This is a genomic window from Flaviflexus huanghaiensis (assembly GCF_014118685.1).
In the GTDB taxonomy this organism is placed as follows: Bacteria; Actinomycetota; Actinomycetes; order Actinomycetales; family Actinomycetaceae; genus Flaviflexus; species Flaviflexus huanghaiensis.
The window spans coordinates 114,554-136,795 of record NZ_JACFAK010000004.1 but is presented as its reverse complement, the minus strand read 5'-3'; the positions used below and the strand labels follow the sequence as shown (position 1 = coordinate 136,795).

Below are 22,242 nucleotides of genomic sequence, written 5' to 3'. Positions count from 1 at the left end.
AGAATTGCTCACATGTCCATTTCGCACGCCGACGAGCGAGAAATGGCTGGTCGATAAGGAACGTGACATAGCCGCAGGGAAGCACCGGAGTGCACGTGAGCGCGTGATGGCCGCCTCGAATCCGCCTCGCCCGTCGTGGGGATCTGCCCAATCCCACGGGCGACGAGCATTTCACAGCCGCTCATCTCGGCTCCGAGTACGTCTTGCGGCGTCGTGAGCAGACGCTACCGTGACAACAGCACGACAATCGGCGCTTTTCAGAGCCAGCTCTGGAATCCGGAATAGACGGCGACGCCGGTGACGAGGGTAGCGAAGATCCCGGTGAGGAGGCGTGGGGGGAGCTTCTCGGAAAACACCGATCCAACAAGTCCTCCGACAACGGAACCTGCGACGAACAGTCCGATGAGGGGCCAGTCGATACCGTTCTGTAGCGGCAACCGCCCCGCTAACCCTGCGAGCGATGTCAGAACCATGACGAGGAGCGACGTCCCGACGGCCTCTTTCATCGGTATCGACACGACGAGAACGAGAACCGGCACGATCATGAAACCGCCTCCCACTCCGAAGACCCCGGTCAATAGCCCTGTGACGGTGGCGACAATGACGAGGCGGACAACATTTCCTTTACTGGTGTCCCCTCCGGGCTGGGCACTGTCATCCGTCGAGCCTTTCCACGTCCGTATGCCGAATGCGATTCCGACGACGAGGAGGAAGATCGAGAAGATGCGGACAAGCACCACATCATCGAGAAGCAGTGAGATTCGTGCCCCGGCCAGAGCCCCAGCGATCGAGAGTCCGCCAAAAAGCAGGGCTGCCCGCACTCGGACGTTTCCGGCGCGCGCGTGGATGATGAACGAGCTCGCCGATGTGAGAGCCACTCCGATGAGGGACCCAATTGCCGCCGAGTAGGGTGACTGACCGAGCAGGTACATGAGGGCCGGCACGGAGAGGATCCCGCCGCCCGCGCCCAGGAGCCCAACAACGATGCCTATTCCGAGACCGACGCCGAGAGCGATCATGAGAGGCGCCCGGTCCGTGTAGTCATGTCTTCCACGATAGCGCTGCTACGTGTCCCGTCATCGACGTCGACACGTGGCGCTTCAATGAAAGCTCGTGGCGATGTTGGGCTCAGTGGTTGCGCAGCATGTCGATGAGCTCGTCCTTCTTGAGATTCGAATAGCCACTCAGACCAAGCTCCTTAGCCCGGTCACGAAGCTCGTCGACCGTCCAGTCCTCGTAGGAGCCCGATTTCCCCCCGCGCTTGCCCATTGTCGACCGGCCCTCATTTGCTGCGGCATTGGCGATGCGGGCGGCCTTCTCCTTCGATGCCCCATCCTCGCGGAGACTCTCGTACATTTCAGGATCGTTGATCTGTGCCATGGTCACTCCTTCGGTGTGCCAGTAATTTATGCAAATTGGCGAGCGATGTCGACCGGTGCGCTATCACTGTCGACCGACGCATTACACCTGTTGTCGGGACCGGACCGGGTCACCCTCGCGCAACGCGGACAAACACGCGCCAATCCTAAAGTCGAAACCCTATTGCGCAGGGTGATCTAGAGCACTACAGTATGTCCACTTATACTTCTCCGACGGGGAGACGAGCACATGGCAAAAGTAGTCAATGATGATGCGGCGGTTCGCTCGAGGCTGGCCCTACTGGTCTCCCTTGTCGGCGTTGTTGGAATATGCCTCATATCCGTCGTGCTCCTCGCCTTCTCCAATGACGAAGACAGGCCTGAAATGGCGCGGCTCGTGTACGCGTCCGTCCTCCCTCTCATTGGTACGTGGATCGGGACGATTCTCGCCTTCTACTTCGCGAAGGAGAATCTGCAGGCCGCCAGCACCACGACGCTCGAGACCCTCAAACTATCTGGAGTGTTCAGCGAAGAAACGAAGGCCGCCGATGTCATGATTTCGGTCGGCAAGATCAGTCCGATAAGGAGGGTCGCCGACAAGGGTGAGGCTGGAGAGTTGAGACTCCAGGATCTGTACAACTCGATGCGTCAGAGCAAGTACAGCCGAGTGCCAATTCTCACGACCTCGGGCGTAGCGCTCATGGTCGTCCACGAATCCGATATCGACAAGTACGCGCAACTCAACGGCAGGAGCGCCGCCAGCCTCGCGGCCGATGAAACTGTGTCCCGCATGCTCGCAACGCCCGAACTCAGGCAGCGTCTGGAAGCATTCATCGCCCTGCCGGAGTCTGCGACGGTCGGTGATGCACGACGAGAGTTTGAGAAGACACCCGCCGCGAAGGACCTCTTCATCACGAGCAACGGAAAGACCACCGGGCGCGTACTCGGCTGGCTCACGCTCAGTGACCTGGCCAGGTCCATGTGAGCTGACATAGGCGGAGCACCCTATCCATAAATATTCCCGCTCAGTCTGCGCAGAGCGGTCATTCCGTCATCGGCAAAAGAGCCTGTCTGCGTCGTCGCGAGGCCGGTACGAGCGCGACCAGACAACGCTCACGGATGGAGGGTTCTTACTCCCCTTGACTGGCCGATCTTCGACAGAGCAGTGCACATGAGGAGGCTCTGCGTGCCGGGGCCGAAGCATTTAACCGCCGTTATCACCCACCGTGCTACAGACCGACACGAGGATGACAACGGCGTATTCCCCCAGGATCGTTAAGCTCGCGGTGCGTGAGGTGTACGCTTCGCGCATGAGTTTCTTGGACCGCTTTCGATCCGGGTCGCATAGCCATGATCACGTCGATCCAGATCCCTCGATTCGGCTGTCATATGAAGCCGAAGACAGGGCATCGCTAACCCTAGATCTGGATGATGTCCCGACGAGGCTCGTCGTGGAACGAGCTGGTGAGGAGCCGAACGGCGCCTTCTGGGAAGGCGTCGTCCATTACGCCGCTCCCCACATCTTCCGACACCTGAACTTTGAATCGGAGGGCCGCGCGTTCGTCGTTGAAGGCGAGCGTGCTGACCTGCGCGAAATTCGCGACATCCTCCGTCCGTTCGTCACGGACGAGGCGGAGATGACGGCGCTACTAGAGCGCGCCCATGCGAACAACATCGTCCTGGGAAGGTACGGGCGGTAGACGGTGTTCCATCGACCAGCTCCGAGCAGGTCAGGACTTATTACCACTGGTGCTCGCTCGAGCATTCGCCTATGTTGTCACCACACTCGCATCTGCGACGGACGGCTGAACAGTGTACGAAGATGGTCATACCCAAGAGCGCGAGCGGCACGGGAAACGACGCTCGCTGAGTCGACTACACGAGCGATGCGCTTTCGCCCAAAGATGTCGGTGAGGCGACCGAGGTTCTCGCGCACAGGGGAGGAACGATGACGGAACCAATGATCAACCCACACGGAGCGCCACTGATTCCGCTGTCACTGCAGCTCGATCTCATTGCCGGGATGCTCAACGCCGAGTTGCCCGACAACCCTGTCTATGACGGCTTCGAACTGCAGTGGTTCGATGATGATCGCCATGGCACGGGCATGCTCGTCTTCCTGTCACGGAGGGACGATCGCCGGGTCGACTATTATCAACAACTCGGACTAACCATCGATCGCTCCGGCTACGAGATTGGCGGTGGAACGCGGTCATGGAACGTCATTGACTTCGACTCCGCGCAGTTCGACGTGGCCGACGATGGAGTCCATGCGGAGGTCCGCTTCACGGACGTCGACGGTCGGAGCATTGACATCCGAATAGATGATCGCGACGGTCGTGCTCGTCACCGAGGTGGGCTTTTGGCTCCCGTCGGAGCTAACATCGAGCACCCGACGAACCTGCTACTCGTCTGGATGCCCGTCTTCGATCTCGTGAGGGACAGCGGCTCCTCGCCCGTCATTCGAATCGACGGCGTCGACGCACATCTCGGCGTCCTGCCCGGAGCGAAACTTCACCGCCGTCACCTCATCAAGTATGCCGCTCCCCTCGTTGCACTTCAGGTGAACCCGGTCGCCCACTCACATCTCACAACGCCGCCTCGTCAGTCACAGCGTTGGCGGAGTGGGCTCCTCACCGGAGTAAGCACCCAAATCGGGGAACATGAGGCTGAGCTCGTCCTCGAACCTGGGCTACCCGACCTCACTGGCGATGATGTGTCAGAGCGGTCTGGACGATGGCATGTCACAGTCGACGATGTTCGGCTCACGGGCGGGGTGTGGCGGTGCCGGAGCACGTATTCGGGCGCTCGCATGCTCCTTGAGGTTGACGAACGGTGGAAGCCCGGCCCCTTGCCCTGGCTCATGCGGATCGTCACGCGGATAATTCCCGTGTTCCGCCGCTGGCCTACGACCTACCGGTGGGCGGGCGAGGTCCGGCATGGCGATCCGCCGACGCTGACGGGGCGCTGGCATCGCACCGGCAGGCAAAGCGCCGATGTCTACGCTCAGGCGACAAGGCCACGTCCCTGAAAGCGGCTCGACGGTCTAGCGGTTCTGGATAGCTGGCTCGGCCCGCGGGAATCAGCGGGAGCGCAGAAGCTTGCTGAAGGCTATTCCGTAGCCGATTCGCATGATGACAGCAAGCGCAGGATCGAGGAATGGAAGCGGTAAAAAGTGCAGGTCCTGTTCCCAGCCGATAACGGTCCCGCTACTCGTTTTGACCGCCGCAAAGGACAGCGTCCCACCGAGAACCGGCCCGGTTTTCACGATTGAGCCGCGAACGTTATCCCCGCTCGTGTGAATCGCTCCGATCTTCATGTTGTCCTCGATGACGATCCGTCCGAATCGGGTGATCGCGCTGACGTCGCTACCGACCTGCTCGATGTGGGTAAATGGCACAGCATGGTCTCGCAGGGTCGTAATGCGTCGAACGGCTTCAGTCGGACTGACGCGCGTCTTCTGCGTATACCTGATTCTCATGGCAGCTCCTCACCGGTCGCACAATCGTCGCGATAGCCTGACTGTAAACCAACTACTCCGTGCCTCGGCGCAGATATCCTTACGGCGAAGCGACCGATTGCCATTCCCAGCCAGGCTTAATCGTCCGCCGGAATGACTGGCTCCAAACCCGCCGTCACAGCCTGGTTCGAGGAGGGCAAGCCATGTGCGCAAAATGGCAACAAAATGGCGGGAGCACGGCGAACCGTACCCCCGCCACTAATGGATAATCACTTCTTCTGAGCTGCCTCCGAGAAGGCCTTGACGATGCCCGGGTTGAACGCGTGAAGGTCGCGCGGGCTACGGCTTGATACGAGGTTGCCGTCAACGCAGAACTCTTCGTCAACCCAGTGAGCTCCCGCGTTGATGAGGTCGTGCTTAATGCGAGGTGTTGATGTGAGGGTTCGTCCCTCGATCACCCCGGCGTCAATGAGAACCCACGGCCCGTGGCAGATGGGGGCAACGGGCTTGTCCGCGTCCATGAACACCTTGACGAAGGCCTGGGCTTTCTCATTGCTTCGGAGCTTGTCGGCGTTGATCGTACCGCCGGGCAGAACCAGCGCCAGATAATCATCGGGGTTGGCTTCGTCGAGCGTCACATCGACAGCGAACTCTTCCCCGTGGTCCCAGTCCCCGATCATGGCGACAATGGTGCCGGGCTCATCGCTGACGAGTACCGGCTCGCCACCAGCCTCTTCGATGGCCTTCCAGGGCTCGGTCAACTCGGGTTGCTCGACACCTCTCTTCGTGAGGAATGCAATCTTGTGTCCGGTCAGATCCATATTGGTATCCCTTTCACTCGGTTTCACTTCCACCATCCCTGACCACGGAGCGTCTGCCAAGCGGCGAGTGTTTACCATTCAGGGGACGTCCAGTGGTCTTTGCGACGGCAGTGAGCTGGCACGCCGCTGTTCTCCTTCTCGAGTGATTCGACCTAAGATTCATGAGGGCTCCCCCGAACAGACGCGTGGAAGCGAGCATGATGAGAAAAAGAGCAGTGGGTTTCGACAGCGCCAAGTATGTCGAGCTTCAGTCGCAGCACATCAACGAACGCAAAGCCCAGATCGGCGGCCGGCTTTATCTGGAGATGGGCGGAAAGCTCTTTGATGACAATCACGCATCCCGCGTCCTGCCCGGATTCACACCTGACAACAAGATCACGATGCTCGAGCAAATCCGCGATGAGGTCGAGATCGTCATCGTCCTCAATGCGAAAGATCTTGAACGGCAGCGAATGCGGAAGGATCTTGGTATCACCTACGAACAGGACGTCCTGCGGCTCGTCGACGTCTTCCGCGAGCGCGGTTTTCTCGTGGAGAACATCGTCCTCACCCAGATGAACGATGGAAATTCGCTCGCCAAATCATTTCGCGCACGTCTGCAGCGGCTTGGTTTCAAAGTCGCCCGCCATCACACAATCAAGGGGTATCCGGCGAATCCGGAACACGTCGCGTCGAAGGACGGGTTCGGAAAGAACGACTACATCGAGACCTCCCGCGACGTTGTCGTCGTGGCGGCACCCGGCTCGGGGTCGGGCAAACTCGCGACATGCCTGTCACAGCTGTACCACGACCATCAACGGGGCATTCCTTCAGGCTATGCAAAGTTTGAGACGTTCCCAGTGTGGAATTTGCCTCTCGACCACCCGGTTAACCTCGCGTACGAGGCGGCGACCGCCGACTTGGATGACGTCAATATGATCGACCACTACCACCTGGCGGCCTACGGGGAAATGGCCGTCAACTACAACCGTGATCTCGAGGTCTTCCCGCTTCTCGCGCAGCTCCTCGAGCAGATCCTGGGCGAATCTCCCTACCGGTCTCCTACCGATATGGGTGTCAACCTTGTCGGCTCCTGCATGAGCGATGACGAGGCGTGCAAGGAAGCGGCCAAACAAGAAGTGGTTCGCCGCTACTACAAGGCCGTTGTCGCCGAACATCGCGATGACCTTGATCCGGTCGAGTCCGACCGAATCGCAATTATCATGGGCAGACTCGGCATTGACACGCGTGTCCGGCGCACCGTCGAACCGGCGTTGCAGATCGAGCGGAAGACAAAGGCACCAGGGGCGGCCATTGAATTAGCGGATGGCACCATCATCACCGGCAAGACATCCGAGCTCCTCGGCTGCTCATCCGCGATGTTGCTCAATGCGCTGAAAAGCCTCGCCGATATTGACGACAGCGTTCAGCTTCTTTCCCCCGATGCGATCAAACCGATCCAGGACCTGAAGACAAAGCATCTGGGGTCGCGAAATCCCCGGCTTCACACGGACGAAGTTCTCATTGCTCTATCCGTCTCCGCGAGCACGAACGAACACGCTCAGCGGGCGCTCGCAGAGCTGAGGAACCTTCGCGGATGCGATGTCCACACGACAACGATTCTTGGCCCGGTCGATGAAGACATCTTCCGCAACCTCGGTGTCTCCGTCACCTCGGAACCCGTCTATCAGGTGAAGAAGCTCTACCGAAAGAGATGAGCCGCGCCCCAGCTTTTTGCCGACAGATTCTGTCCCTGATGCGCTCTAGTCTGGCGGTTAATTGAAGGGTCCGGCCAGGGAGCGTCAGCGTCGATGCGACCGGTCCTCGGAGAGCGGAGCTGACATGAATGGTGGCCTCGATAAGGACGTTGAATTCGCACTCGTCATTTTTTGGATGATGGCGTTCGCGCTGGCATTTAGCAGCTGCAGCTGACACGTAAGTGCTGGCTCCTCGGGGTGAACTATCCCACCACAGGGGCCCGACCTTCACCTGATAAGGTCGACGTATCGGTCCGCTCAGTCTTGCCTCGGACCGCTGGCGCGCAGGTCAATCGAAATTCTGCATGACGCCGACTTTGCTTAGCATCATTGACGCCCGGTGAGACAACTCCCGATTGGTACTGAATGTCATCCTCTTTTGCACGTCTCGGCGTGCCCGCAAGCCTCGTGTCCGCACTCAAGGACCGTGGCATCACCATCCCCACCCCCATCCAGGCAGCGACCCTTCCTGACTCGCTTGTCGGCAGGGACGTACTTGGCCGTGGCCGCACTGGCTCCGGCAAGTCTTTCGCGTTCCTTCTCCCGCTCGTCACCCGACTCGCGGAGTCGAACAGGCCGCGCCAGCCGCGTAAACCGCGATCCCTCGTTCTCGCGCCAACACGCGAACTTGCGCTCCAGCTCCACGAGTCCCTCACTGTCCTTGAGAAGGCGTCTGGATTGAACTCGACCGTCGTATTCGGCGGCGTCAACCAGAATCCGCAGGCACGCGCCCTCCAGCAGGGCATCGATGTTCTCATAGCCTGTCCAGGACGCCTTTTGGACCTCATGGGCCAAGGCCTCGCCGATCTGTCGGCGATTGAGATCACCGTCATTGACGAGGCGGACCACATGGCTGACATGGGTTTCCTCCCTAACGTTCGCCGGATCATGAGGGCAACCCCCGCCCGCGGCCAACGCATGCTGTTTTCAGCTACGCTCGACGCCGGTGTCTCCACCCTTGTGCAGGAGTTCCTCCACAAGCCGATCACCCACGAGGCAGACTCTGCCCTGTCGCCGATAGCGTCGATGGAGCATCACGTGCTCCGCATTGGCGCGGACGACCGGACGGGTGTCGTCGCTGCCCTCGCCGCAGCGCCAGGTAACACCATCGTTTTCACCCGCACAAAGCACGGTGCAAAGAAGCTGACACGGCAACTGTTAAAGACAGGCGTTCCAGCTGTCGACCTTCACGGCAATCTCTCGCAGAACGCCCGGACGCGGAACCTTGAGTCGTTCCACTCGGGACGTGTCCGAACGCTCGTCGCTACAGATATCGCCGCCCGCGGCATCCACGTCGAGGACGTCGCGCGCGTCATCCACGCAGACCCTCCGGTCGAGCATAAGGCATACCTACACAGGTCAGGCAGGACGGCGCGAGCCGGCAAGTCCGGAATCGTCATCACCCTCGAGCTCCCGCAACAGCGCAGAGATGTCAAGGACCTCCTCCGCAAGGCGAAGATCCGCCCGACATTCACCGACGCTGACCCCGATCACGCAATTCTCACTGAGCTCGCCCCCGGCAAGCGCGTGTTCCTCAGTGCAGAGCGTGTTGCCGAAGCTGTTGCACTTGCCCCCGCCCAGCCAGCAGGCAGGTCAGGCACGGCGACTCGCAACAGGCCAGCCCGCAGCAATGCCGCAGGGAAGGCGGGCAGGCCGCGCCGTCGGCGCGGAAGCGCTCCCCGAGCTTCCGGTTCGACTTCTTCAGATCGCACGTCTGTCACCCGCTCGGCGGCGGACTTCTCGCGGAGTCTGTCGAAGTAGCTGAGTGAAGAAGAATCTGCACCGTTTTTGACGGTGCAGATTTTTTGTCCCTCATGGTCGACTCACGCGCATAACTTTGACAGGGCGTCGCCAGGCGATGTCCAGGGGAGGACGAATCTGGGTGTCGCGGGTGCCTTTCCTTGAAGTTCCCTCCGGAGCTCGCGAGGAAAGATTGCGAACCCACTGATCAGGGCACAGACTGGCGGCATATCACGGGCCGGCGGCGCCCCTGAAACTCGGGTGCATCACCCAAAAAGGAGAAAGCGGATGAATGAATTCACGCTTGACCAAGTGAAGGATGCGGTTGTCTACGACGTCAACGGCGACAAGGTCGGGAGTGTTGAGCAGGTCTACCTCGATGCGCGCACCAACGATCCGAGCTTCGTCACGGTTCGAACTGGATTCTTCGGCATGAAGGAGACGTTCATTCCACTGGCGAATGCGGAGCTCTCCGAGGACCGTTTGACGGTTCCATTCGAGAAAGATTTCATCAAGGATGCGCCGAACATCGGCGCTGATGGTCCCATCGATCACAGCGAAGAGCTCCGTATCTGGGATCACTACGGAATCGACTACAGCGAGGGTGACCGTAGCGGCGAGCATGTAGGCGACCCGACGGACGATGACGGCGACGCAGACGGCAGTTCCCGACTCCGCAAGCACACGTAGACGTAGCCGTTCGACAGTATCCGTGAACACACCCACACGGAGCCTGATACTGCAGAGTCTGGTAACGGCGGCACCGATCGTCGTCGTACCTGACGGAGCCTGTGCACGTCGCACCTTCACGTCGACATGCAAGGACGAGCGGTGAATGCAACTTCCGCGAAGAAGACGACAGCTGAGCAAGCGTAGAAGATGACGGCAGAGGCATCACTCGATGGGGACGGAGCGAGCGACATGTCGTACGAGGCTGGCGAACAGCTCACGAGGCAGGCCGAGCTTGCCACGACGTCTGTGCACAAAGGTGCCTCCGAGGGCGCCGCACGCGTCCCAGAGTCAAGGCGGCGCCCTTCATCCCTAGAATGATTCGTAGAGCGCGGCCCAGAAGGATGAGAGGCAGAGGTACTCGAACGCCCCACTCACGCTCGGGCTGGTAGGTACTATCGGTGGCCCGAGCGGCTTTGACGACAAAGGGGAGAGATATGGCAAATAGCGAGAATATCGATCGGACACTCGCCGCGGAGCGCGCCCCCGCCCCTGACAGCGACACGAAGCCCGATTCGCCCCCACATCTCGACAAAGGCTCGTGGACCTACGGCCTCAAGAGAGCCGTTCACGAGTTCATATCCGACCGTGGCACTGATCTGGCGGCCATGCTGACGTTCTTCACGGTGCTGTCGCTGGCCCCTTCTCTTCTCGTCATCTTCTCCCTCATCACGCTCGTGCTCTCATCGAAAGCCGATACGGTCATGACTGCGGTCGAAGACCTTGTGAGAGAGAATGTGCCCGGTGACCAGCAGGACCTTGTCATGGACATCGTCACCACTGTGGCAGGTTCTGCCAGCGGCGGTGTCATCGCCCTCATCATTGGTATCGCGACCGCCCTGTGGGCATCCTCCGCTTACGTCAGGGCGTTCTCCCGATCGGCCAACATCATTTACGAGCGTGAGGAGGGCCGCGGCTTCGTCAAGGCAACTGGCACGATGCTACTTACGACACTCGCCATGCTCTTCGGTGCCATCCTCATCCTCGTCTCACTCGCACTCAACGCCACTCTGGTGGAGGCGGTGCTCGGCCCGATCGCGGAGCCTCTTGGTCTTGGCGGCGTCCTCACGTACCTCACCGATACGTTCCTGCCGGTCTGGGCGTGGCTGAAGTGGCTCGTTATCCTTGCTCTCGTCATCATTGTCATCGCGGTGCTCTACTACTTCACACCGAATGTTCAGATGCCGAAGTTCAGATGGATCACGATCGGCTCAGCCGTCGCCATCCTTGGCATCATGATCGCGTCCGCCGCCCTCTACTTCTATTTCTCCTACTTTGCCGGCTACAGCTCCTATGGAACGATCGGCTCCGTCATGGCGCTCCTTTTCGCCCTGTGGATCTTCAACATCATGATCCTGCTCGGAGTCGAGATCGACGCCGAAGTCGAACGCGCACGGCAGCTTCAAAGCGGGATGGAAGCAGAGGATTCTATTCAGCTTCCCCCACGAGATACGGAGAAGGTGCGCAAGCTGAAAGAGAGGCAGGAGGAGCTCATCGCGGACGGCCGTGAGTTGCGTGAGAGCTCCGCCAGTGCGCGAACCGAGACGGATGACGATCGGAAATCGCCTCGAAGCGCGAGTCCGGACGTCTAACATGCGAGAGGCCCACTGAACGGATCGACCCGCCACGAACACATCGATCGTTCGTCGTGCGGGCGCCGTGTCGAACACGAGATACGTTCGGCATGGCGGACGAGCCATGGTCTGGGACGTGCCCTCAACCTCCGGTGCTTTCGGTCCCGTCTTGCTCCCCGGACAGCGTCGCGATCTTGGGTCGACGCTGGGATGCTGGCGGGATTGGCCCTGCCGATGGGCGCTATGGCTACGACGCCCTGCCCCGCCACAGATGTCGAGAATCTGCTTCTTACGCCCGGCCGGCAGGAAGATGCAGAGTCACAGCAATCAATGTCTTGAATAGGCTTGACTATACTTGTATAGGCGATATGCTCTCTCTTAGGCTCGGGACCCCGCCGGGCGGAACTGATTCTTCAAAGGAGAAGAAACATGACGTTAAGCGTCGCGGAATATGCCAAGCACTTCGACATGGCACTGCACCTGCAAAGCTCAACAGAGAAGGACATCCGCGAGCACGCGCAAGGCGCACGGGATGCGAATGTGGCCGCCTGCTACACGAACTCCTATTGGACCCCCGTCGTCGCCGAGGTCCTCTCCGGATCCGACGTGCACGTCGGGACTGCGATCTCCTTCCCATACGGTTGCACGTCGACGGCGATGAAGTTTGCTGAGATCGACGAGGGCCTGGAGCTCGGTGCGACTGCCGTTGACATGGTCCTCAACATCGGTGCCCTGCGCGATAAGAATTACGCGTTGGTCGAGAAAGAGCTCGACGGCCTCGTCGAACGCTGTCAAGGCAAGGCCATCAGCAAGCTCATCTACGAGGTGTGCTTCCTCAGCGATGAGGAGATCGCTACGCTGACGAAGATGTGCTCCGATGCGGGCATTGACTATGTGAAGACGGCGACCGGCTCCGAAGGTTTTCCCACCGAGTCTCAGGTGAAGATCATGCGGGACAACATCACGAACCCCGCGACGAAGCTCAAGGTGTCGGGCGTGCCGCGCACGTTCGCAATGCCAGCTTCGCTGTGGCTCATCGAGAAGTACGGGGTCTCTCTTATCGGCACCCGCTCTGCTGCGAAGCTTGTTAAGCAGTATTCGGACTATGTCGACGCAGGTCTGACTGTTTAGCCCGAAACACTGACTGTCACTGCATGGGACAGCACCTGTGCAGTGCCTCCGGTGCGCCTTTGCGCATCCGGCGGAGGTAGGGCTCGGGCGAAACGTGCACGCCATGGCGGCGTGCAATCGAGCAGGACCTCACGATGGTAGGAGCTTTGACGACGACGACGTCGCACGCTTCCTCCATGCAGAAATCGAACGCTCAATTCTATGAGGAGAACCACATGACCACCTACCTCCTTGGCATCGACGCCGGGACAACAGGTTGTAAGACCAGCGTCTTTGACACCGAAGGCCGGATGATCGGAACCGATTATCGCGAATATCCCTGCTACTACCCCAACCCCGGCTGGGTCGAACAGATCCCCGAAGACATGACTCAGGCCCTGTACGAGTCGTGCCGAGCAGCTATTCGCGACGCCGATGTTGATCCTGAGGACGTCAAGGCCATGGCGATGTCTACGCAGGGTTCCGTCTTCGGCGGACTCGACGAGGACGAGGAGCTTATCCGCCCCTTCATCGGCTGGCAGGATACCCGTGGCGTCGATTATGTCGAGCGTATTCGCGGGGGAGAATTCATCGACCCAGATCGCCTCTACGAGATTTCGGGATACCCAGCGGCAACGGTCCCGTGCCTGACGAAGTACATGTGGCTCAAAGATAACGAGCCCGACAATTGGGCGAAGATCCGCAAGATCAGCCACCACCAGGATTTCTTCCTCAAAGAGTTCGGCGCTGACGACTGGTTCGTCAATGACACGGCCACCGCATCGAGGACCGGAATTTTTGACGTTGAAGCGGGCGATTGGAGCCAGGAGATAATCGACGCCACCGGGCTCACGGGTGTCTCGCTCCCCCGCATCGTCAAGGCGGGCACCGTTGTTGGCAAGGTTAGCCGTGACATCTCACTGCTGACCGGTCTTGCTGAAGGCACCCTCATCTGTGTCGGCGCAATGGACCAGAACTGCTCGACACTGGGCGGCGGCCTCGTCCACGACGGCACCGCTGTCTCGGTCATCGGCACCTACGGCGCGATCTATGTGGCGACCGAGAACTCGGTCCGCGACCCCAATGGGACTCTCATCGTGAAGAACAACTCGGGCCCCGAGAACTACACGGTCGAAGCCGCATCCATCGCCTCCGCGTCGAGCTACCGCTGGTTCCGCGACACTCTCGGCTCACTCGAGGTCGCCATGGCGAGGGAATTTGGCACGGACGGCAATCCCTACCGTCTCCTCAACAAGCAGATCGAATCGGTCAAGCCGGGTGCCAACGGCCTGACCTTCCTGCCGTACCTTCAGGGAGCCGGGTCGGGACCCCGCGCTGATTCTTTCGCTCGCGGCGCTTTCCTCGGACTTAACCTCGGCACGACAAAGGCTGAGATGGCCCGCGCAGTCATGGAGGGCATCACTCTGGAGATGAGGGACAACCTCGAATCAATCCGGAACATGGGCGTTGAGGTCCAAGAGATCCGCGCAGCTGGCGGTGCGACGCAGTCAGACGTGTGGAACCAGATGCAGGCGGACATGTACCAGGTGCCGGTCGCAGCACTTGAGGTGTCCGAGACCGGCTGCCTTGGCGCAGCCCTCTACGCAGGTGTCGGGCTCGGCGTCTACAAGGACCTCGACGAAGCCGTCAGCCGCGCTGTTCGCATCAAGGGTGTTTTCCAGCCCAATCCTGATAACCGCGAGGCCTACGACAAGGCGTACGGACGTTTCGTCAAGGGTTACGAGGCCCTATCGGGCGGCGGCTACTTCCGTTACATTCACGACAACAAGTAAGCGATGAGCATGCAATTCACGGATCAAGTATGTGTCGTGACCGGTGGCGCGAGCGGGATCGGGTCTCAAATTGCCCGCCGCCTCTGCGCTGAAGGTGCGACAGTCGCGATTGTCGACGTTCAGCATGACAAGGCAGTCGCACTCGCCGATGAGCTGACGAGCGCTGGGCCCGGAAGCGCACACCCGTACGAATGTGATCTGCGGTCCCACGAGCAAATCAGTAGCGCAATGAGCCGCATCGTCGACGATCACACACGGATCGATGTCGTCGTCAATGCAGCGGGTCTCGCCAACCGAACCCCTCATGAGAACATCACCGAGGCGGAATGGGATCTACTGAATGATGTGAACCTCAAGGCGGCGTTTTTCGTCGCCCAGGCGGGCTACCGGCAAATGATCGAACAGAAGTCCGGTCGCATCATCAACATCGCGTCTCACCGCGCCCACACGACAGATGGTAGCCATCTCATCTATGCGGTGACGAAGGCCGGCATCCAGGCCATCACGCGAGATATGGCTGTCGCGGGGGCCCGGCACGGGATCTACGTCAATACGGTGAGTCCGGGCTACGTGCTCACCCCCATGACGGCGCACAACCTCCAAAACGAGGAGTGGCTTGCCCACATGCAAGACCGCATCCCGGTTGGGCGACTGCTTGAGATGGACGAAGTTGCGAACGCTGTGCTGTTCCTGTCCTCTCCCAGCACCACGGGGATCACGGGCCAGAACCTTGTTGTCGACGGTGGGTGGACCGTCCACGAATAGCCTCCCTAGGTAGGTGGCGTTGCTGTGCTCGGCCTTCGAAGGCCGAGCACAGCTTCGTTTCTGAGTCATGCATGACGGCCTCATGGAAGCAGAAAGACGTTCACAGGCTGTCAACGTGCTTGATCGGATCTTGATCTGAGCTGCTGGTCCCGTCCGCATAGGCTCGAGATTGAGGTATGTCGTCGGAGCTCCGCAAGACACACGAGGCTGTTCACCGCCGCACTCATGTCGTCATCACTCCGATAGACCACGAACCACATTGCCGAGGAGATTGTGCGGCATGCATTCGATAAGGCGCGAGATTTCGCTCGGGCGATCGGAAAAGGATCCCATGTTGTGTCGGGCGATCGGCGCTAGTTAATGTGAAGGCTCCTCGAATTTCCTGGCATGCTGGCCCTGCCACGGCAGGGACACGGTGCGCGGCTTTGTGTGAGCCCAGAACATTCAGGCCAAGCCATTGACCCGGCCCGCGCCTCGGCATATCGTCAAGAAATCCCGCGCATTGTATGAGCCGCGGGCAGCTGATCGGCACATTGGAGTGTCGAGGATGGAGATAACGTGAACAACATCGAGCTGGTGGACCCTGAGAACGTAGGCATGTCAAGCGATTACCTTGGCAATATTGACAAGCTGGTCGAAGCGGACATGAGTGAGAACGCCTACCAGGGCATGGTGGTTCTCGTGGCCCGGCACGGAAAGGTCTGCTACTTTAAATCGTTCGGCAAAGCCGATGATGATGTTCCAATGAAAACCGACAGCATCTTCCGGCTCGCATCGATGTCGAAGGTGCCGGCCGCCGTGGCCGTAATGCAGCTGTGGGACCGGGGCCTCATTTCACTGTCGGACCCGATTTCGAAGTTCATTCCGGCCTTTGCCGATGTCAAGGTCGCAGAACTCGACAACTGGGGAGTCGTCAAGCTCGTCACTCCCAAGCGGGAGATCACAATCCACGACCTGCTCTCGATGACGGCCGGTATGACGAACTCGTGGTGGTATGACCTGTTCACTCCACAGAACTACCGTGTTGTGCCAAAGCTCTACGCCGAGGCTGGTCTCATGGACGACCTCAACGCGCCTCCGATCACGCTGGAGAGCAACATCGACATTCTTGCGCAGATGCCTCTCATGTCCCACCCCGGTGAAGCCTTCGACTATTCCAATAACAGTGTCGACACGCTATGCCGCATGGTCGAGATTGTCTCTGGCATGGACTTCGATACCTACCTGCGCAAGAACATCTTCGAACCACTGGGTATGAATGAGACATGGTTCTACCCACCGAAGGACAAGTGGGATCGTATCGCCGCCGTATATTGGGCTGGCAAAGATGAAAAGCAGGTGGGAACGTCACCTCTCGGCATGGGCAACCTCGGCCCTGACTACACATTCAGCGAGCACCAGACGTACTTTAGCGGGGCCGGAGGACTACATGGCACCGCCCATGATTACTTCCGATTCGCGCAGATGCTCCTCAACAAGGGCGAACTCGACGGCGTGCGTGTTGTCAGCCGTGCAGCGGTCGAGCAGATGACAACCAACCAGATCGGTGACCTCACGAACTGGCAGCTCACGCAGAACAAGTGGGGCTACCAGCTTGATATCCAGGAGGGCGTCAACGCACCCTCCGGGTCGATGCACTATCTCGGCGGCAAGGGTGCCTACAGCTGGCAGGGCTTCTTCAGCACAAAGTTCGTCAACAACCCGGAGCGTGACACGGTAATCCTCACTCTGTCCACGCCGGGCTTCGACGGAGCCCTTCCCCATAACCTCCGCATCATCGCAGCCGCCAATGCCGCTGTGACCGATTAGTTCCCACCCTCCGCGGCAGCTGGCTCACGTCAACCAACCGTCGACTTTGAGGGATTCATGCTGTGCTCGGCTTCCGGATGGGAGCCGAGCACAGCCTTAACTAAACGACGGCAAAACTGTCGCAGAGCGCCCATCACCCCCGGCAATTGACTGTTTCACATGCCGTCGCAGCGTCCCGCTGTTGGCCCAAAATGTTCGCCCGATTAGGTCCGTATCGTTAGAACTAAGGAGCGGCAATGGAGCCGCTTCAGTAGAAGCGCTGGATCTGTTCCAGATCTCGCTCACGTGACGCTGAGTAGGACGGCATGACATGAACAATCTAAAGACTCTCAAATTTTTCCGCGGCCCTCTTGCCGCGATTCTCGCTCTTGGACTACTCGTCGGAGCCTGCTCTGGAGACGGAGATACGGAAGTCGCTGAATCGACAGACGAGGCGACAACAGAGGAAGTGGCGACGGAGTCAGAAAGCCCCTCTGAGGAACCGGCTGAGGAAACGGAGCCCGCGGAAGACGAGGGTGAGCAGGCTGAGCCGGAAAAGACGACCGAGGCTCCGGAGTCGAACCTGACCCTCGAACAGCAGAACGCGGTGCGGTCGGCCGAATCATACCTCGCGTTCACGAACTTCTCCCGAGACGGCCTCGTCGGCCAGCTGGAATACGAGGGCTTCTCAAACGCCGATGCTCAACTCGCTGTGGATTCGATCTCTGTCGACTGGAACGAGCAGGCCGCTGGCTCCGCGGAGTCGTATCTCAGCTTCTCGGCGTTCTCCCGCCAGGGCCTCATCGACCAGCTCATCTATGAAGAATTCACCCCGGAGCAGGCAACCTATGGCGTCGATTCCATCGCGGTTGACTGGAATCAAGAAGCGGCTGAATCCGCACAGTCGTACCTGGAATTCTCGGGTTTCTCCCGCCAGGGCCTCATCGACCAGCTCATGTTTGAAGGATTCACTCTCGAACAGGCCACCTACGGCGTCGATCAGGCAGGACTCTAAACAGGGGAACTTCAGAGACTTCTCCTGCAGAGTGCAGAATTCCCCGGACTACCTTTTATCGGTATTCCGGGGAATTTTTTGGCGGTGGAGGTGGGATTTGAACCCACGTTGGCTTTCACCAAACAGCATTTCGAGTGCTGCACCTTCGGCCGCTCGGACACTCCACCAGCGCACTTCAGATTACTGGCAGGTGACCGGCTTTCACAAATCCTCCTAGCCGATTGTGGCGGACTTATCGGCGCGCCCTGAAGTACTCGGCCAGCTGGGCGGAACATTCTTCTTCGAGCACGCCGCCAATGACTTCGACCTGATGGTTGAGTCTGGGATCTCGTAGCACATCTCGCACCGACCCGGCTGCGCCAGCCTTCGGATCCCAGGCGCCGAAAACGATTGTGGCGACGCGCGAGAGAACGATTGCTCCGGCGCACATGGTGCAGGGCTCGAGCGTGACGACGAGCGTACATCCGTCCAAACGCCAACTCATCTTTGACAGCGCCGCTTCGCGAAGTGCGACAATCTCTGCGTGCCCGGCCGGGTCGTGGTCGTGTTCGCGGGTGTTGAAGCCGGTCCCAATGATGTTCCCGCCCTCATCGAGCACCAATGCCCCCACCGGAATGTCCAAGCGTCCCGCGGCGGTCCGCGCGAGGTCGATGCAGCGTCGCATGTGAGTCTCGTAATGTCGGACTCTTTCAGGACTCATAGGCCCTCCGTTCCCTGCGTCGGCTCTTTTACTGCGTTAGATTAGTGGACATGAGACTGCAGGTCATCGATCACCCCCTTGTCCACCATAAGTTGACTGCCCTTCGCCGCAGGGAGACGCCATCGCCGGTCTTTCGTCAGCTCGTTGAAGAGCTCATGACGCTCCTGGCCTATGAGGCGACGAGGGACATCGATGTTGAGCCGCTCGAAATTGAGACTCCGGTTGCAAAAACAACTGGCACCGCACTGTCGACCCCACTTCCGATCGTCGTACCGATCCTGCGGGCTGGGCTCGGCATGCTGTCCGGCATGGAGAGGATCCTTCCCACCGCCGAGGTCGGGTTCCTCGGGATGAAGAGGGACGAAACAACTTTTGAAGCGGTCACGTATGCAAACCGTCTCCCAGATGATCTGTCGAACCGGCAGTGCTTCGTCCTCGATCCCATGCTGGCCACCGGACACACCCTCATCGCCTCCATCGATTACCTCCTTGAGCGAGGCGCGAAGGATGTGACCGCGATCTGCCTCCTTGGAGCACCCGAAGGCATCAAAGCCCTGGAGGACCACGTCGGTGACCGTGCGAACGTCACAGTCGTTCTCGCAGCCGTCGACGAGAAGCTCAACGAGAAGGGCTACATTGTGCCCGGGCTTGGAGATGCTGGAGACAGGCTTTACGGCGTCGTCGACTGATCGTGTAAGTGGTGAAAAGAGAGGGCCGACAGCTGTCGGCCCTCTGTCCGTTAAAGCCTTGCGGCCTTCAATTCGGTGTGTGGCGCATGGCGTCACCTCCACGTCCCATTAGACGCACTGGCTACCGGCCAAGGGAAGACGAATCAGTCGGTCTTGTCCGTCGTCGGCTCGTCCTCATCGTGAGGGAGGACCGGCTTGAGCCCAGTGACCCGGTTATCCCGTACATGGTCATGATCGGGCCGAAGCGCAGGACGCTCGAAGCCAGGCCGTTCGGCGTCTTGCAACTCCTGTTGCTGCCCGTCTGTCTCCGCTACTCCACCGTCTCTCACGAGTGAGCGGTGCACTGTGTTCTCGATGTCGACGGTGTCGCGTAGGGACGTGCCCTTCATGAAGCTCGACGCGATCGTGCCGATGAGGAGGAGAACGGCGGAGGCCGCAAAGACGGACCACAGCGAGTTACCGAAGGCGCCGCGGGCGACATCCTCGACAGGATCGGGCAGTGCGCTGAGATCGAGGGCACCAGAGCCGCTTGCCGGAACGGAAAGGAGTTCGCCAAACTCACGCACCATGTAGCTGTCCGTCGCGGCATGATACGCGGCACCAAGAACCTGGATGCCAACGGCGCCACCGAGATTACGAAAGAACGTGACGGTCGATGTCGCCGCCCCCATCTGTCTCAGCGGCACGGTGTTCTGCACGGCAAGGACGAGGTTCTGGTTGGCGGCACCAAGCCCCCATCCGGCAGCAAAAAGAGCAAGTCCTATGAGGATAAGGTTCGTGTCCTGCCGTGTGAACGTGAGAGCAGCCGAGGCCGCAGTCATGAGCATCATGCCTGAGACGACATAGCGCTTCCAGATGCCCTTGCGGGTGATGAGCTGACCGATCCAGGTCGAGGCAATGACGATGCCAATCATCATCGGCAGGGTGAGCAGGCCAGCCGCCGACGGCGAGTAACCGCGCCCGTACTGGAAGTACTGGCCGAGGAAGACGGAGGCCCCGAACATCATCGTTCCCGCACCCATAACGGCGATGATCGCAAGCACGGTATTGCGGTGCGTGAGGATGTCCATGGGGATGAGGGGTTCCGGGCTCCTCTTTTCGACGAAGACGAACACGGCCGCGGTGATGATAGCGACGGCGATGAGGACGAGGGCACCGGGGTCGGTGAACGGGATACCGCGGCCGACGAGAGAGACCCACAGAAGGAGGGAAACAGCGGAGATGGCGATGAGGGCGGCCCCGGGAATGTCGAGATGAACCTTGCCGGTGCGGATGCTCGGCACCTCAAGCTTGCGAACGATGACCCAGATGGCGGCGAGCATGAACGGGATCATCGACCAGAAGCTCCACCGCCAGCCAAGCCACGGGGTGTCGACGATGAGGCCGCCGAGGAGTGGGCCCGAGACCGTGGCAAGCGCCAATGTCGCGCCCATGTAGCCGTTGTAGCGGCCGCGCTCGCGCGGCGGGATGATCGTTGCCATGATGACCATCGACATCATGACCTGCATGCCCATGCCGAGACCTTGAATGACGCGGAACGCGATGAGCATCTCTGGGCTAGTAGCAGCACCGGACAGGGCCGAACCGACGATGAAGATGAGCATCGAGGCGATAAAGAGCCGCTTCTTGTCGAACAGGTCAGCGAGTTTGCCTGTCAGCGCGGTCATGACAGTGTTCGCGAGAATCCCGGCGGTAAGGATCCACGTGTAGTGGGACTGGTTTCCGCCGATTTCTGCCACGATGATCGGCATCGCATTGGAGACGATCGTGTTGGCGAGCATGCCAAGGAACTGGACCAGCAGGAGGCCGGTAAGGATGGAGAGGATTTCGCGATGCTTCTTATCGGCTGCTTCTGCCTGCTCGGGCGTCATCCCGCGATAAGCTCGCTTCGAGGTCAGGTCCCTGCGCCGCTTCTCCACAACTCTCCTTCACTTCCGTCTCCCACGCCAAGATACTCCCGTCAATCCGGCCTCATAAGGGGACGAATAGAGATCTTGCTAACGCCGATTTCACCTGCGATTACGCAGGGAGCGAGAGATAATGACTGCGATGCCGAGGGTAACGATCAGGATCCCCGCCCAGCGGATTCCCGACACGACTCCATCATCAGCGCCGTCTGACTCCGAGGAGTCTGTTGCTTGGTCATCGCTTGTCGCTGTCGCGGTCGGCGCTTGACTGTCGATGTTCGTCTCGTCTGGCGTCGATCCTTGGGTCTCTTCTGCACCGCTGGCGACAGCGAAGGACGTCGTTCCGTCGATCCTATGACCGTCGGAGGACACGATCGAATAGACAACCGTGTAGTCGCCAGCGTCGAGTTCCGGTAGTGGAAGGATGACATCGAAGCCGTCAAGAGTGACTGGCTCCGTCTCGATGATCTCGCCGTCCTTTTGGAGGATGGCCTGCGGGGACACATCGAGTGGCGCACCCGAGAATGTCAGGACGACCTCTGCCGGCGCGGAATCTACCTGGGCGCCGTCCTCGGGGCTGATGTCAATGACGGTGTCATGGGCCTGTGCGGGCGATGCACCGAAGAGGAATGCGGCGAGGATAACCAAGAGCACGTACGGTGAGAAGTTTCGTCCCATCATCCTTTCACCGTACTCTAGACGCATGGCTATTCCACTTCATCCGGGACCTCTCGTCACGACCGATCTTGACGCTGACGACCCCATCCCGGAGGGATTTGTACTCGTCGATGTCCGCAGTGAGGACGAGTGGGATGCGGGGCATGCGCCGGGGGCGGTCCACATCCCTGTCGACGAGCTCGCTGACCGCATCGAAGACGTCCCAGATTCGGACGTCATCCTTATCTGCCGGTTGGGTCGCCGTAGCGCACATGCCGCACAGATCCTCGCTGAGCACGGCATCGAGGCATGGGTCCTCACCGACGGCATGGCGGCCTGGCAGAGCAACGGACTCCCCCTTGTGTCGTCCGACGGCGACATCCCGACGATCGCGTAAGGA

The 22,242-nt window shown here is 59.9% G+C and carries 21 protein-coding genes and 1 tRNA gene; 14 read left to right on the top strand and 8 right to left on the bottom strand.

Annotated features, from left to right (window positions below):
• Positions 1-257: 257 nt before the first annotated feature.
• Positions 258-1,019, bottom strand: coding sequence for a sulfite exporter TauE/SafE family protein (locus H7E91_RS04470; RefSeq protein ID WP_182353896.1), 762 nt, complete (start codon positions 1,017-1,019; stop codon positions 258-260).
• 109 nt (positions 1,020-1,128) lie between these two features.
• Entirely contained in the window at positions 1,129-1,380 is a 252-nt protein-coding gene (locus tag H7E91_RS04465) for a DUF7218 family protein (protein WP_182353895.1), read from the bottom strand.
• Positions 1,381-1,608: 228 nt separating this feature from the next.
• On the opposite strand from H7E91_RS04465, the gene H7E91_RS04460 reads away from it, so the two are divergent.
• The 3 genes from H7E91_RS04460 (at position 1,609) to H7E91_RS04450 (ending at position 4,389) form a co-directional block, all read left to right on the top strand.
• Entirely contained in the window at positions 1,609-2,343 is a 735-nt protein-coding gene (locus tag H7E91_RS04460; protein ID WP_182353894.1) for a CBS domain-containing protein, read from the top strand.
• A gap of 466 nt (positions 2,344-2,809) precedes the next feature.
• Positions 2,810-3,058, top strand: a complete 249-nt coding sequence (locus tag H7E91_RS12270; protein ID WP_479682476.1) for a hypothetical protein — start codon at positions 2,810-2,812, stop codon at positions 3,056-3,058.
• A 248-nt stretch (positions 3,059-3,306) separates the two neighbouring features.
• Positions 3,307-4,389, top strand: a complete 1,083-nt coding sequence (locus H7E91_RS04450) for a hypothetical protein (RefSeq protein WP_182353892.1) — start codon at positions 3,307-3,309, stop codon at positions 4,387-4,389.
• A gap of 51 nt (positions 4,390-4,440) precedes the next feature.
• Here H7E91_RS04450 and H7E91_RS04445 read toward each other — a convergent pair whose 3' ends face one another.
• Entirely contained in the window at positions 4,441-4,839 is a 399-nt protein-coding gene (locus H7E91_RS04445) for a hypothetical protein (protein ID WP_182353891.1), read from the bottom strand.
• A gap of 248 nt (positions 4,840-5,087) precedes the next feature.
• Positions 5,088-5,639 carry a type 1 glutamine amidotransferase domain-containing protein gene (locus H7E91_RS04440; protein WP_182353890.1) on the bottom strand — a complete coding sequence of 184 codons (552 nt, stop codon included), beginning with the start codon at positions 5,637-5,639 and terminating at the stop codon, positions 5,088-5,090.
• 197 nt (positions 5,640-5,836) lie between these two features.
• Between H7E91_RS04440 and H7E91_RS04435 the strand changes: the two genes are divergently transcribed.
• From H7E91_RS04435 to H7E91_RS04395, 9 genes are all read left to right on the top strand, one after another.
• The gene (locus H7E91_RS04435; protein WP_241698379.1) at positions 5,837-7,336 is read left to right on the top strand and encodes a DUF1846 domain-containing protein; all 1,500 of its coding nucleotides are present in this window, start codon (positions 5,837-5,839) and stop codon (positions 7,334-7,336) included.
• Positions 7,337-7,741: 405 nt separating this feature from the next.
• Positions 7,742-9,136: a DEAD/DEAH box helicase gene (locus H7E91_RS04430; RefSeq protein ID WP_182353889.1), complete on the top strand. Its 1,395-nt coding sequence runs from the start codon at positions 7,742-7,744 to the stop codon at positions 9,134-9,136.
• Between the two features lie 267 nt (positions 9,137-9,403).
• Positions 9,404-9,805 carry a PRC-barrel domain-containing protein gene (locus H7E91_RS04425; RefSeq protein ID WP_182353888.1) on the top strand — a complete coding sequence of 134 codons (402 nt, stop codon included), beginning with the start codon at positions 9,404-9,406 and terminating at the stop codon, positions 9,803-9,805.
• Positions 9,806-10,281: 476 nt separating this feature from the next.
• Positions 10,282-11,436 (top strand): YihY/virulence factor BrkB family protein, encoded by a 1,155-nt coding sequence (locus tag H7E91_RS04420; protein WP_182353887.1) that lies wholly within the window; start codon positions 10,282-10,284, stop codon positions 11,434-11,436.
• A gap of 411 nt (positions 11,437-11,847) precedes the next feature.
• Entirely contained in the window at positions 11,848-12,549 is a 702-nt protein-coding gene (gene deoC, locus H7E91_RS04415; protein WP_182353886.1) for a deoxyribose-phosphate aldolase, read from the top strand.
• A gap of 215 nt (positions 12,550-12,764) precedes the next feature.
• Complete coding sequence (locus tag H7E91_RS04410) at positions 12,765-14,321, top strand: xylulokinase (protein WP_182353885.1); 1,557 nt, start codon at positions 12,765-12,767, stop codon at positions 14,319-14,321.
• 3 nt (positions 14,322-14,324) lie between these two features.
• Positions 14,325-15,086, top strand: coding sequence for an SDR family NAD(P)-dependent oxidoreductase (locus H7E91_RS04405; RefSeq protein ID WP_182353884.1), 762 nt, complete (start codon positions 14,325-14,327; stop codon positions 15,084-15,086).
• A 558-nt stretch (positions 15,087-15,644) separates the two neighbouring features.
• Positions 15,645-16,895: a serine hydrolase gene (locus H7E91_RS04400; RefSeq protein ID WP_206680347.1), complete on the top strand. Its 1,251-nt coding sequence runs from the start codon at positions 15,645-15,647 to the stop codon at positions 16,893-16,895.
• Between the two features lie 310 nt (positions 16,896-17,205).
• Positions 17,206-17,889: an Ltp family lipoprotein gene (locus H7E91_RS04395; RefSeq protein ID WP_182353883.1), complete on the top strand. Its 684-nt coding sequence runs from the start codon at positions 17,206-17,208 to the stop codon at positions 17,887-17,889.
• 79 nt (positions 17,890-17,968) lie between these two features.
• Here the strand turns inward: H7E91_RS04395 and H7E91_RS04390 are convergent.
• Both H7E91_RS04390 and tadA read right to left on the bottom strand, forming a co-directional pair.
• Positions 17,969-18,056, bottom strand: a tRNA-Ser gene (locus H7E91_RS04390).
• A gap of 65 nt (positions 18,057-18,121) precedes the next feature.
• Positions 18,122-18,589 (bottom strand): tRNA adenosine(34) deaminase TadA, encoded by a 468-nt coding sequence (tadA, locus tag H7E91_RS04385; RefSeq protein ID WP_182353882.1) that lies wholly within the window; start codon positions 18,587-18,589, stop codon positions 18,122-18,124.
• 50 nt (positions 18,590-18,639) lie between these two features.
• Between tadA and upp the strand changes: the two genes are divergently transcribed.
• Positions 18,640-19,278, top strand: coding sequence for a uracil phosphoribosyltransferase (upp, locus tag H7E91_RS04380; protein WP_182353881.1), 639 nt, complete (start codon positions 18,640-18,642; stop codon positions 19,276-19,278).
• A gap of 143 nt (positions 19,279-19,421) precedes the next feature.
• Here the strand turns inward: upp and H7E91_RS04375 are convergent, their stop codons facing one another.
• Both H7E91_RS04375 and H7E91_RS04370 read right to left on the bottom strand, forming a co-directional pair.
• Entirely contained in the window at positions 19,422-21,197 is a 1,776-nt protein-coding gene (locus tag H7E91_RS04375) for an MFS transporter (RefSeq protein WP_182353880.1), read from the bottom strand.
• 90 nt (positions 21,198-21,287) lie between these two features.
• The gene (locus tag H7E91_RS04370; RefSeq protein ID WP_182353879.1) at positions 21,288-21,866 is read right to left on the bottom strand and encodes a copper resistance CopC family protein; all 579 of its coding nucleotides are present in this window, start codon (positions 21,864-21,866) and stop codon (positions 21,288-21,290) included.
• Positions 21,867-21,888: 22 nt separating this feature from the next.
• On the opposite strand from H7E91_RS04370, the gene H7E91_RS04365 reads away from it, so the two are divergent.
• Positions 21,889-22,239, top strand: coding sequence for a rhodanese-like domain-containing protein (locus H7E91_RS04365; RefSeq protein ID WP_182353878.1), 351 nt, complete (start codon positions 21,889-21,891; stop codon positions 22,237-22,239).
• Positions 22,240-22,242 lie beyond the last annotated feature (3 nt).